The following is an 11,342-nucleotide window of genomic DNA, read 5'->3' as shown; positions in this document are numbered from 1 at the left end:
GAGCCCACGTCGGGGCCGCCCTCAACTAAGCGGTCAGAGCCCGCCGTAGACGATCTTCATTGACGCGCCAGAAGTCGTGCTGGGCCCCGTCCACAAGGATCACGGGAATCTGCTCCCAGTACTTGCGGTGCAACTCCTCGTCCTGCGTGATGTCCTTCTTCTCCCAAGCGGCACCCGTCTCTCCGCAGACCTTTTCGATCACTTCCTGTGCCGTATCGCACAGATGGCAGCCCGGCTTACCGATCAAGGTCACCACGCGATCCTCGGGCCGCTTCTTCTCCGCACGCCGAAAAATGGGACTCATACGGCCATTCTCGCGCGCCCGCGCACGGACCGGAGCCACCCGGGCCACACCCGGCCGCCGTCACAGTGATTAACGGTGCGGTAGCGGAGAGTTCACAGGCTCCGAACGCGCTCGACTCCGTCGTCACCGAACAGAATCGCTATGCTCACGGACATGGCCGCTCTCGGATGGCTCACCCCCCGTAGGCGCTCCGCCACCGCGCGCAGCGTGCTCGCAGGCGAGGCCTCGGCGGAGGCAGCGCGCAAGTCCTCGCAGGAGCAACTCGCCGAGGAATCCCTGGAGTCCGCCGAGGCCGCCGAAACGGCGGCGCCCGCGGAACCGGAGTTCCCGGTCGTGGGCGACGAGCGGGCCGCAGCCTTCTTCGACCTCGACAACACCGTCATGCAGGGCGCCGCCCTCTTCCACTTCGGCCGCGGCCTCTACAAGCGCAAGTTCTTCCAGCGCCAGGAGCTGGCCCGATTCGCCTGGCAGCAGGCGTGGTTCAGGATCGCCGGCGTCGAGGACCCGGAGCACATGCAGGACGCCCGCGACAGCGCCCTGTCCATCGTCAAGGGCCACCGCGTCGCCGAGTTGATGTCCATCGGCGAGGAGATCTACGACGAGTACATGGCGGAGCGCATCTGGCCGGGCACCCGCGCCCTCGCCCAGGCGCACCTGGACGCGGGCCAGAAGGTCTGGCTCGTCACCGCCGCCCCCGTCGAGACCGCGACGATCATCGCCCGCCGCCTCGGCCTGACCGGCGCGCTCGGCACCGTCGCCGAGTCCGTCGACGGCGTCTACACCGGAAAGCTCGTCGGCGAACCCCTGCACGGCCCCGCGAAGGCCGAGGCGGTGCGCGCCCTCGCCACCGCGGAGGGCCTGGACCTCGGCCGCTGCGCCGCGTACAGCGACTCGCACAACGACATCCCGATGCTGTCGCTCGTGGGCCACCCGTACGCGATCAACCCCGACACCAAACTGCGCAAGCACGCACGCGAGCTGGACTGGCGGCTGCGCGACTATCGCACCGGTCGCAAGGCGGCCAAGATCGGCATCCCGGCCGCCGCCGGCGTGGGCGCGATCGCCGGGGGCACGGCCGCCGCCGTCGCCCTGCACCGCCGCCGCCGCTGAGCCCCAACTGCCCCTCGAACCCCGCGACCTCCGCGTACTCCCCGTGACCGGCGGGGCCCGGCCGCCGTGCACGGTCCGTGCACGGCGCGCTCCTGAGCTCCGTACGAGCCGATCGGTACCTGTTACCCGCCTGCCGGGCCCGCCAGTCCTGTTCGGGGAACTCGACCACAACACGCCCCGCACTCAGACAGATCACGGTCTAATCCGATCAACAACTGCTCACTCTGCGGTACTTGAAGCAGCGAAGATCCGTAACAGAAGCGACGGAATCGATGATTTGAGCAACTGGGTGTAGCGCTCCCTGCACGAAGCGTTATTCTCCTCAGACGCATTAAGGACCCCACACGTCGCTACGACGGGTGAACGGTCCCACACTGCACGTGATGGAAGCTCTGCCTCTGGGAGTCCCGTGTACCCACACGTCGGGGTTGACACCTCGGGCCTGGCTACGCTGCGCGCAACGGTCGCCGACCGCTTGCGCGGCTTCGTCCCCACCGCGTACGCCGTACCCGCATTCGCCGTTCCTGCACCAACCGCCCCCTGCTACGCGCTGGCCGAGGGCCTCGGGAAGGGGCCGACGCGCACCGCCGTCGCCGAAGGGCGCCGCCCCGACGGCCGGCATGCCGCCGGCAGACGCGGCCGCTCCGGCGCCACGTCGACCACCGCCCGCCGCCCCGCCGCGGACAGCGACAGCGCCCGCATGATGGACCTGGTCGAACGCGCCCAGGCCGGCGAGGCCGACGCCTTCGGCCGCCTCTACGACCAGTACAGCGACACCGTCTACCGCTACATCTACTACCGCGTCGGCGGCAAAGCCACTGCCGAGGACCTGACCAGCGAGACTTTTCTGCGCGCCCTGCGCCGCATCGGCACCTTCACCTGGCAGGGCCGCGACTTCGGCGCCTGGCTCGTGACGATCGCCCGCAACCTCGTCGCCGACCACTTCAAGTCCAGCCGCTTCCGCCTGGAAGTCACCACCGGCGAAATGCTCGACGCGAACGAGGTCGAGCGCAGCCCCGAGGACTCCGTCCTGGAGTCCCTCTCCAACGCCGCACTGCTCGAAGCCGTGCGCCGACTCAACCCGCAACAGCAGGAGTGCGTCACGCTGCGCTTCCTGCAGGGCCTCTCGGTCGCCGAGACCGCCCGCGTCATGGGTAAGAACGAGGGCGCGATCAAGACCCTCCAGTACCGCGCGGTGCGCACCCTCGCCCGGCTCCTGCCGGACGACGCCCGCTGACCGAACCGTCCCACACCTTCTGTCCCCCACTCTGTCCCCCACTTTCCGCTTACGCCGCTCTGTCCCCCACACCCCTCACTCCGGCCCTTCCGACAACACATCGTGACCCCCAACTCACCTCCCGTGACTGGGCGATGCCGAAAGCGGTCGGATCATCTTTCGTCCGTAACCCAAGTGCCGAGACCGTCGTTGTGCGGGATGCAGGCTCCCTGTGGTCACTCCCTGCCCCGCGCCACTCACTCGATCGAGTGGACGGACTCAAGGCCGGGCAACCTTCAGGACCCCCTGGGGAGTCGGACGTGATGACGAGAGGAGGTGCCGCCAGTGATCGCGAATGTTTCGGCACACCGGCGGGCGAACGCCTTCGCCCAGGCCCTGGAGGAGCAGTCCGACCAGGCCGCGGCGGCCGAGCAGCCAGAGAGTACAGAGGACTCCCCCGCTGCCGAACAGGCAGCGCGGAGCCGCATGTTGGCCTTGGCCGGCGGTCTCGGCGAGCTGCCCAAGCCCGAGTTGGACCCCGAGGTCAAGGTGGTCCAGCGGGCCCAGCTGATGGCCGCGATGGAGGCGATGCTGCAAGAGGGCACCGCCGCCGGAGGCGACGGAGTGAGCCCCTCGGTACCCGAACAACGCGAGGGCAAGGGCTCCCACCGGGCAGGACCGCTGCGCAAGTTGCGCCCCCGCTCCCGCCTGTCCAAGGGCATCGCGGCCGGCGGACTCACCGTCGGCGTGGCCGCCGGGGCGTTCAGCGGCGTCGCCGCCGCCAGCTCCGACGCCCTGCCCGGCGACTCCCTGTACGGGCTGAAGCGCGGCATGGAGGACCTCAAGCTCGACCTGGCCGACGACGACTCGGCCCGCGGCGAGCTCTACCTCAACCAGGCCTCCACCCGCCTCCAGGAAGCCCGCCGCCTCATGGAACGCGGCCGCGTCGGCGAGCTCGACCACGAGTCGCTCAGCGAGGTCCGCCGCACCCTCGGCGGCGTGCGCAACGACGCCAGCGAAGGCCACCGCCTGCTGCACGCGGCGTACCAGCGCGACGGGTCGATCGCTCCGATCCAGGCCCTGAACAGCTTCTCCCAGGCGCACCGCGACAGTTGGAGCGCCCTGCGCGACCGCCTGCCGCTGCAGCTGTCCGACGTCGGTGACGAAGTCAGCTCCGTCTTCGACGCCATAGACGAAGAGGTCGAACCGCTGAAGTCGCTGTTCCCCCGTAGCCCGGAGACCGGCGGCAGCACCAGCGGTTCCAGCAGCCCGGACACCGGCGCCACCGGCAAGGACGACGCCGAGCAGTCACCCGACGACGGCACCGGCAGCAGCCCCAGCGGCAGCAGCGACAGCAAGCCGAAGCCGTCCTCCAGCAGCAGCGAGGAGGAAGGCCTCATCGGCGGCGGCGCGGGCGACCTGCTCGACCCGCCCCTCGGCGAGGGCGACAGCGCCGGCCCGTCCGACGGCAAGGCCACCCCGGACAAGCCGGACATCACGCTCCCGCCGGTCCTCCCGGGCCTCCTGCCCGGCCTCGGCATCGAAGGCGAGGACACCACGAAATAGCGCAGTCCGTACGTGAGTGGGGGCGCCCTCCGGTCAGGAGGGCGCCCCCACTCACGTATCGGCTCACGCATCGGCGGCTCTCAGAAGAACGTTCAGAAGAACACCGAACGGCGCTGCACAAGCAGCTTGTACAGCGTGTGCTGGATCTGCTCCCGCACCTGGTCGGTCAGGTTGAACATCAGCATCGGGTCCTCCGCCGCCTCCGGCGGATAGCCGTCCGTCGCGATCGGCTCGCCGAACTGGATCGTCCACTTCGTCGGCAGCGGCACCACGCCCAGCGGACCGAGCCACGGGAACGTCGGCGTGATCGGGAAGTACGGGAAGCCGAGCACCCGCGCCAGCGTCTTCGCGTTGCCGATCATCGGGTAGATCTCCTCGGCCCCGACGATCGAGCACGGCACGATCGGGGTGCCGGCCCGCAGCGCGGTCGACACAAAGCCGCCGCGGCCGAACCGCTGCAGCTTGTACCGCTCGCTGAACGGCTTGCCGATGCCCTTGAACCCCTCGGGCATCACCCCCACCAACTCCCCGCTCTCCAGGAGCCGTTGGGCGTCCTCGGCGCAGGCCAGGGTGTGCCCGGCCTTGCGGGCCAGCTCGTTCACCACCGGCAACATGAAGACCAGGTCGGCGGCGAGCAGCCGCAGATGCCGCTGCTGCGGATGCCGGTCGTGCACGGCGACCTGCAGCATCAGCCCGTCGAGCGGCAGCGTCCCGGAGTGGTTGGCGACGATCAGAGCGCCGCCGTCCGCCGGGATGTTCTCGATGCCCTTCACCTCGACCCGGAAGTACTTCTCGTACACGGGCCGCAGCATCGACATCAGGACCTGGTCGGTCAGCTCCTGGTCGTAGCCGAACTCGTCCACCTCGTACTCGCCGGTGAGGCGGCGGCGCAGGAAGGAGAGGCCGCCCGCGATCCGGCGCTCCAAGGAGGAGCCGGTCGGCGGCTGCCCCGCCCGGCTCTCGGGGTCCTCCGCAGCGGCCCGCACGTCCGTGCCTCCCTCGTCCTGGCCCGGCAGGGCGCGCACCTCGCGCACGGCCGACGGCTCGGACCTCCGGCGGCCCGCGGTCCGCTGCCGGGGCCTGCGCTCAGCGCGCGGGCGGTCCCCCGCACCCTCGTCGAACGGAATGACCTTGGCGTCCGCCATCGTTGCTGCGCTCCTCAGTTGGCGCTCTGCGTCGGGTGCTGTGCGGCTTCGTCGCCGGTGGTCGCGCCGCCCGCGAAGGGCAGCGCGGCGAGGCGGTCGACCGCCTTCGCCAGGGCCTCTGGAGGCAGCAGTCCGGGATCCCGGCTGCGGGCGAAGTCCGCGAAGGTCTCCGCCGTCGTGAAGTGCGGCCGGAATCCCAGTGTCTCGCGCATCTGCCGGGTGGACACCACCCGGCCGTGGGTGAGCAGCCGCACCTGCTCGGGCGAGAAGTCCGTGAGGCCCACGGTGCGCAGCGCGCTGCCCGCCCAGTTCACGGCCGGAAGCAGCACCGGCACGGTCGGCCGGCCGAGCCGCCGCGAGCACTGCGAGAGCAGCAGCACGCCGTCCCCCGCGATGTTGAAGGTCCCGCTGTTGAGCGTGCCACGCCCCGGCTCGCGCGCGGCGATCCTGAGCACGTCCATCACGTCGTCCTCGTGCACGAACTGCAGCCGCGGGTCGTACCCGAGCACGGTCGGCAGGATCGGCAGCGAGAAGTAGTCCGCGAGCGGTGAATCGGCCGTCGGGCCGAGGATGTTGGCGAACCGCAGCACGCACACGGCGACGTCCGGACGGCGCCGCGCGAAGCCCCGTACGTACCCCTCGACCTCCACCGCGTCCTTCGCGAAACCGCCGCTCGGCAGCGACTTCGGCGGCGTCGTCTCGGTGAACACGGCCGGGTCCCTGGGCGCCGAACCGTACACATTCGTACTGGACTTGACCACGAGCCGCTGCACCGACGGCGACTTCTGGCAGGCGCCGAGAAGCTGCATCGTGCCGATGACGTTGGTCTCCTTGACCGAGCCACGGCTGCCGCCGCCCAGCGGGGTGCCGGTGACGTCCATGTGCACCACGGTGTCGACGGAGTGCTCCGCGAGGACGCGCGCGATCGTCGGCTGCCGGATGTCGGCCCGCACGAACTCGGCGTCGCCCAGCTGGTGCTCCGGCGCCACGGCGTCCACGGCGATCACCCGGTCCACGTCGGGCTCGCGCTGCACCCGGCGTACGAAACGGCCTCCGAGTTGCCGGGCCACCCCGGTGACGAGCACGACCTTGCCCAAGATCAGCGCCTTCCTTCTTCCCCGAACCGCCACGACCCGCCGCGCCCGCGCCTGCCCTGCCCGATCCGCGTACGCGCCACGTTAGCGCCTGGATGTTGCGCTGTGATGACCTGCCGCTGCACGAAGTGAGGACACGTACGTCACGGGCGGACGCACCGCTCCGGAATGTGGCGAGGCCCCCCACCGGTCTCCGGTGGAGGGCCTCGCCAGGCGCTGCGTACTACTGCGCTTACTTCTTGTTGCGACGCTGAACGCGCGTGCGCTTCAGCAGCTTGCGGTGCTTCTTCTTCGCCATCCGCTTACGCCGCTTCTTGATAACAGAGCCCACGACTACCCTCGCTCACTTCTCGGAACATCCCCGCTTCGCGGGAATCTCGGTGCGGGGCAATCGGGGCCCACACGACCTACGTCGGCACAGCCTACCCGCCCGAGCGCCGAGCCCGTAATCGAGGTGGCCGCTCAGGCCGTCTCCACCCCCACGTAAGAGTCGCGAAGGTATTCGTGCACCGAGTTCTCAGGCACCCGGAAGGACCTCCCCACCCGGATCGCCGGCAGATGACCGCTGTGCACCAGGCGGTACACGGTCATCTTCGACACTCGCATCGCCGAGGCGACTTCCGCCACGGTAAGAAACTGCACCTCGCTCAGAGGCCTCTGCTCAGCAGCCATGACACACCTGAACCTTCCGCACATGACGGGCACCGGCTTCCCCTTCCGGTAACTCCTCGTCGCTGCGCGCTCACACCCAGAGTAGAGGCGGGTGGTACGAGTGGGGAAGAGGTGCTGCGACAGGCCGCCTACCGTGACAGACAGGCCCCTCGATCCCCTACCGTGACAGACCCGCCCGACCCAGCACATAGCGCGTCAACGGCCGGTAGTAGTCGGAACGCACCGCATCGTCGAGCGGTACGGCGACGGACACCAGCCCCTCCGCCTCCCCCACGAACAGCGCCGGATCGTCCGTGTCCGCGAGCCCGATCACCTCCACACCGAGCTGACCTGCACCGCAGACCCAGCCGTGATCGCCGACGACCAGCTCGGGCAGCGGCCCGCCCGCCTCGACCGCCGCCGCGAGCGCCGTACGCACCGGGAGCGGCGAGTGGCTGTGCGCCCCCGCCGCGCGCCCCGCGCCCACTCCGGCCGGATCGCGCACCAACGCAACTCCTCGCACATGGTCCAGGGCATACGTGCGTAGACCGAACCGGGTCGTTATGTCGACACGTACGCCCTGCGCGGGGGTGAGCACCCTGCATCCGGCCGCCGAGAGCGCGTCCGCCAACTCGGCGTAGAAACCGAGCAGTCGATGCGGGTGACCGGTGCCGAACAGCACGGGCGCGCGCCGCTCGGCCGCCCGCCGCAGACGGCCCGCGAACGCGTCCAGACCGGCCAGCGTCCGTTCCGGATCGATCACATCCGGTCCGCTGGTGTGCCGAGGGTCGGCCGACACTCCGCACTTGTCGGCCATGAGCGCGATCAAGTCCCGGTCGTCCCAGGCCCATTGGGGATCGAGCCCGAGGAGCACCCGGGGGTCCCTGGCCGCGAAGAGGCGGTAGCTGCGCAGGCTCTCCTCGCGCGAGGTGGCCACGGGCCCGGCGAGCCGGGCGGCCAGCAGGTGCGCCCGCAGGGCGCCGGTGCTCAACACGCCTGCGATGCTGGCGCATTCGCCCTCACCGCGGCCGCGGAACCCGGCACAATCCCCACCGTCGGGCTAACTTCCGCCACTTCGCCGGGGCTCCCGACTCCCGCCCCTGGCAAGCGAGTTCGACCGTACGGGACGGAGTTTTCGACCGTACGGTACGGGGCTACGGCAGAAGACCCCGCAGCGGGAACACCGACCGCCGGGTGGCGAGGATCGCCTGGTCGAGCCGGTCGGCCGGGTCGTACCCCGCCTCCCAGTCGGCCCAGGTCGGCGTGCGCCCATCGGTCATGCGCCGGGGCGCGGACTCCCGCGTACGCGCGAACACTTCCTGCCGCCACTCCTCGGGGATCTCCGTCTCGGGCGCCAGCTCCCGCCCGGCGGCGATCGCCACGAGATGCGTCCAGGAGCGGGGTACGACGTCCACCACGGCGTAGCCGCCACCGCCGAGCGCCACCCAGCGGCCGTCCGCGTGCTCGTGCGCGAGGTCGTGGCAGGCGAGCTGCACGGCCCGCTGCGCGTCGAGCGAGACGGCCAGGTGCGCGAGCGGGTCCTCGAAGTGCGTGTCGGCGCCGTGCTGCGTGACCAGGACCTGCGGCCGGAACTCGGCGAGCAGCTCGGGCACGACCGCGTGGAACGCCCGCAGCCACCCGGCGTCGCCCGTGCCCGCCGGCAGCGCCACGTTCACCGCACTGCCCTCGGCGGCGCCCGTCTCCTCGGGCCAGCCGGTCTGCGGGAACAGCGTCCGCGGGTGCTCGTGCAGCGAGATCGTCAGCACCCTGGGGTCCTCCCAGAACGCCGCCTGCACCCCGTCCCCGTGGTGCACGTCCACATCGACGTACGCGACGCGCTCCGCCCCGAGTTCGAGGAGCCGCGCGATGGCGAGCGCCGCGTCGTTGTAGATGCAGAAACCGGACGCTCCGCCGGGCATCGCGTGGTGCAGGCCACCTGCGAAGTTCACCGCGTGCACGGCCTCCCCGCGCCACACCGCCTCGGCCGCCCCCACCGACTGCCCGGCGATCAGCGCCGACACGTCGTGCATCCCCGCGAACGCCGGATCGTCCACGGTCCCGAGCCCGTACGAACCGGTCGCCGCACCGGGGTCCGCGGAGGCGGCCTTCACCGCGTCCACATAGTCCTCCCGGTGCACCAGCCGCAGCGTCGACTCCCCGGCCGGCTTGGCCGCCACGACCTCCAGGTCCCGGTCGAGCCCGTACGCCGAGACCAGCCCTCTGGTCAGCGCCAGACGCACCGGGTCCATCGGATGCCCGGCGCCGAAGTCATAGCGCGTTACTGCCTCGTCCCACATCAGCTGTGCGCGGCCGCTCATGCACGTCACCGTATCGGTCGCCCTCGGACGCGAACGACCGGGCGTACACCAACGTCACCAGCACCAAGGCCATCGGTACGAGCATCGCGCCCCGGTAGTCCCAGGCGTCCCCCACCGCCCCGACGAGCGGCGAACCGATCAGAAACCCCACGTAGTTGAAGATGTTCAACCGCGCCACGGCCGTGTCCGAGGCCCCCGGGAACAGCCGGCCGGCGGCCGCGAAGGTCTGCGGCACCACCACGCAGAGCCCGAGCCCGAGGAACGTGAACCCGAGCATCCCCACCCAGGCCCCCGGGGCCACAGCCACGACGGCGAAGCCGAGCGCCGCGAGCACGGTCCCGGCCCGCACCACGGCCACCGCCCCGAACCGCCGCACCCCACGGTCCCCGACGGCCCGCCCGACCAGCGTCGTCACCATGTAGATGTTGTACGGAACGGTCGCGAGCTGCTCCGAACTCCCCAGGACGTCCTGCAGATACTTGGCGCTCCAGTTGGAGACGGTCGAGTCCCCGATGTACGCACACGTCATCACCAGACACAGCGGCAACAGCGCCTTGAAAACGACCGGCTGCTTCCCCGAACTCCCCGCCACAGCAACGCTGTTGGGCGACTCTCCCCCGTCCACGTACCACCGACTGGCGATCAGCGCCGCGGGCAGCACCACGGCCACGGCCGGCAGATACGACAGGAACAGCGTCAGTTCCCAGTGCGCCCCGACCCAGGCGAGCGAGGCCCCGACGATCCCGCCGAGGCTGTACGCGGCGTGGAACCCGAGCATGATGCTGCGTCCGTACGCGGACTGCAGGCTGACGCCCAGCATGTTCATGGAGGCGTCGAGCGCGCCCACGGCGAGCCCGAACAGGCCGAGCGCGAGGGCGACTTCCGAGATCCGGCTGCCTGCGCCGACCCCGAGCAGGGCGAGCAGCACGAGGGGTTGCGAACACCGCAGTACGACGCTGGGCCTGACCCTTTTCACGAGGTGCTCGGTGAGTACGCTGCCCGCCCCCGCCAGGATCGGCACGGCAGCGAGGAAGACGGGCAGCAGCCCGTCGGATATCCCGTACCGGTCCTGGATGGCCGGGATGCGTGTGACCAGGAGCGCGAATGCCACGCCCTGCACGAAGAAACTGACCGCCAGGGCGCCCCTGCCGTACCGCATTCGCGCGTCCGTCATGGCGGCACAGCGTACGACGCCCCGCTACCCACCGGTAGATGAATCAGCCGAGCAGTTCCGGGAGTTGGGTCATGTCGGAGAAGTAGCCGGTGGCCCCTTCGAGCCGGTCGCGCGGCATCATCGACGTGAACGCGAGCACGTCCATTCCGGCCGCCCGCGCCGCCTGAAGCCCGAGCGGACTGTCCTCGACCACAACGCATTTGTGTGCCGGGACGTCCATCTGCTGTGCCGCGTGCAGAAACAGGTCCGGGGCCGGCTTTCCCTTCCCGACGTCCTCGGAGCTGAAGATCCACTCTTCTTCGAACCACTCGTCGAGCCCGGTCTTGAGGTGCCCGACGCGAATCTTCTGGTGACTCCCGGAGGACGCCACACAGTACGGAACACCTTCGGCCGTGAGCTTCTCCAGTACGCCGGAGACGCCCGGCACGGGCTCCAACTCCTCCTGGAACGCGGTGAACACGCGCCGGTTGAAGGCCTCTTCGAAGTCTTCCGGCAGCGGCTTTCCGCCTCTCTCGGCCACGAGATCGTGCACCCGGTGCATGGCGGCACCCATGTAGTCCCGCAGTGACTCCTGGTACGTCGTGGGGTGCCCCAACTCGGTGAGATAGCTGGCCAGAATGGCGTTGGAGATGGGCTCGCTGTCCACGAGGACGCCGTCGTTGTCGAAGATCACCAGGTCATAGCGCATGCTTTGACTGTAAGTCCTGAGACCCCGGAAAACAGGAAAGCCCCGCACCATCAGGTGCGGGGCTTCCCCAACAAAT

Annotated in this window: 12 protein-coding genes; 3 read left to right on the top strand and 9 right to left on the bottom strand. The window is 70.1% G+C overall.

Going from position 1 to position 11,342, the window contains the following annotated elements; genetic code table 11:
• Positions 1 to 25 precede the first annotated feature (25 nt).
• Complete coding sequence (locus QIS96_RS34050; RefSeq protein WP_282546706.1) at positions 26 to 304, bottom strand: glutaredoxin family protein; 279 nt, start codon at positions 302 to 304, stop codon at positions 26 to 28.
• A gap of 153 nt (positions 305 to 457) precedes the next feature.
• Here QIS96_RS34050 and QIS96_RS34045 point away from each other — a divergent pair, with 153 nt between their 5' ends.
• The 3 genes from QIS96_RS34045 (at position 458) to QIS96_RS34035 (ending at position 4,196) form a co-directional block, all read left to right on the top strand.
• Positions 458 to 1,414, top strand: a complete 957-nt coding sequence (locus QIS96_RS34045; RefSeq protein ID WP_282546705.1) for an HAD family hydrolase — start codon at positions 458 to 460, stop codon at positions 1,412 to 1,414.
• A 409-nt stretch (positions 1,415 to 1,823) separates the two neighbouring features.
• Positions 1,824 to 2,651: an ECF subfamily RNA polymerase sigma factor, BldN family gene (locus tag QIS96_RS34040; protein ID WP_282546704.1), complete on the top strand. Its 828-nt coding sequence runs from the start codon at positions 1,824 to 1,826 to the stop codon at positions 2,649 to 2,651.
• Positions 2,652 to 2,975: 324 nt separating this feature from the next.
• Positions 2,976 to 4,196, top strand: coding sequence for a DUF5667 domain-containing protein (locus QIS96_RS34035; RefSeq protein WP_282546703.1), 1,221 nt, complete (start codon positions 2,976 to 2,978; stop codon positions 4,194 to 4,196).
• Between the two features lie 92 nt (positions 4,197 to 4,288).
• Here QIS96_RS34035 and QIS96_RS34030 read toward each other — a convergent pair whose 3' ends face one another.
• From QIS96_RS34030 to QIS96_RS33995, 8 genes are all read right to left on the bottom strand, one after another.
• Positions 4,289 to 5,341: a lysophospholipid acyltransferase family protein gene (locus QIS96_RS34030; protein ID WP_282546702.1), complete on the bottom strand. Its 1,053-nt coding sequence runs from the start codon at positions 5,339 to 5,341 to the stop codon at positions 4,289 to 4,291.
• A gap of 14 nt (positions 5,342 to 5,355) precedes the next feature.
• Positions 5,356 to 6,438, bottom strand: a complete 1,083-nt coding sequence (locus tag QIS96_RS34025) for an NAD-dependent epimerase/dehydratase family protein (RefSeq protein WP_282546701.1) — start codon at positions 6,436 to 6,438, stop codon at positions 5,356 to 5,358.
• 229 nt (positions 6,439 to 6,667) lie between these two features.
• Complete coding sequence (locus tag QIS96_RS34020; protein WP_003948845.1) at positions 6,668 to 6,766, bottom strand: 30S ribosomal protein bS22; 99 nt, start codon at positions 6,764 to 6,766, stop codon at positions 6,668 to 6,670.
• Positions 6,767 to 6,897: 131 nt separating this feature from the next.
• The gene (locus QIS96_RS34015; protein ID WP_282517019.1) at positions 6,898 to 7,107 is read right to left on the bottom strand and encodes a helix-turn-helix domain-containing protein; all 210 of its coding nucleotides are present in this window, start codon (positions 7,105 to 7,107) and stop codon (positions 6,898 to 6,900) included.
• 157 nt (positions 7,108 to 7,264) lie between these two features.
• Positions 7,265 to 8,080 carry a phosphatase gene (locus tag QIS96_RS34010; RefSeq protein WP_282546700.1) on the bottom strand — a complete coding sequence of 272 codons (816 nt, stop codon included), beginning with the start codon at positions 8,078 to 8,080 and terminating at the stop codon, positions 7,265 to 7,267.
• A gap of 160 nt (positions 8,081 to 8,240) precedes the next feature.
• Positions 8,241 to 9,404: an acetoin utilization protein AcuC gene (locus tag QIS96_RS34005; protein WP_282546699.1), complete on the bottom strand. Its 1,164-nt coding sequence runs from the start codon at positions 9,402 to 9,404 to the stop codon at positions 8,241 to 8,243.
• Positions 9,355 to 10,578 carry an MFS transporter gene (locus QIS96_RS34000; RefSeq protein WP_282546698.1) on the bottom strand — a complete coding sequence of 408 codons (1,224 nt, stop codon included), beginning with the start codon at positions 10,576 to 10,578 and terminating at the stop codon, positions 9,355 to 9,357. The genes QIS96_RS34005 and QIS96_RS34000 overlap by 50 nt, the downstream gene beginning before the upstream one ends.
• A gap of 43 nt (positions 10,579 to 10,621) precedes the next feature.
• Positions 10,622 to 11,266, bottom strand: coding sequence for an HAD family hydrolase (locus QIS96_RS33995; RefSeq protein ID WP_282546697.1), 645 nt, complete (start codon positions 11,264 to 11,266; stop codon positions 10,622 to 10,624).
• Between the last annotated feature and the right edge of the window lie 76 nt (positions 11,267 to 11,342).

This window comes from Streptomyces cavernicola (assembly GCF_029968035.1).
Taxonomy (GTDB): Bacteria; Actinomycetota; Actinomycetes; order Streptomycetales; family Streptomycetaceae; genus Streptomyces; species Streptomyces cavernicola.
Note: the sequence above shows the minus strand (reverse complement) of the source record. Positions and strands in the feature narration are given on the sequence as shown.

Bases quoted from the DNA above. Each gene is read 5' to 3' on its own strand.
- QIS96_RS34050 (WP_282546706.1), bottom strand. From the start codon at position 304: ATGAGTCCCATTTTTCGGCGTGCGGAGAAGAAGCGGCCCGAGGATCGC.
- QIS96_RS34045 (WP_282546705.1), top strand. From the start codon at position 458: ATGGCCGCTCTCGGATGGCTCACCCCCCGTAGGCGCTCCGCCACCGCG.
- QIS96_RS34030 (WP_282546702.1), bottom strand. From the start codon at position 5,341: ATGGCGGACGCCAAGGTCATTCCGTTCGACGAGGGTGCGGGGGACCGC.
- QIS96_RS34015 (WP_282517019.1), bottom strand. From the start codon at position 7,107: ATGGCTGCTGAGCAGAGGCCTCTGAGCGAGGTGCAGTTTCTTACCGTG.
- QIS96_RS34005 (WP_282546699.1), bottom strand. From the start codon at position 9,404: ATGAGCGGCCGCGCACAGCTGATGTGGGACGAGGCAGTAACGCGCTAT.
- QIS96_RS34000 (WP_282546698.1), bottom strand. From the start codon at position 10,578: ATGACGGACGCGCGAATGCGGTACGGCAGGGGCGCCCTGGCGGTCAGT.
- QIS96_RS33995 (WP_282546697.1), bottom strand. From the start codon at position 11,266: ATGCGCTATGACCTGGTGATCTTCGACAACGACGGCGTCCTCGTGGAC.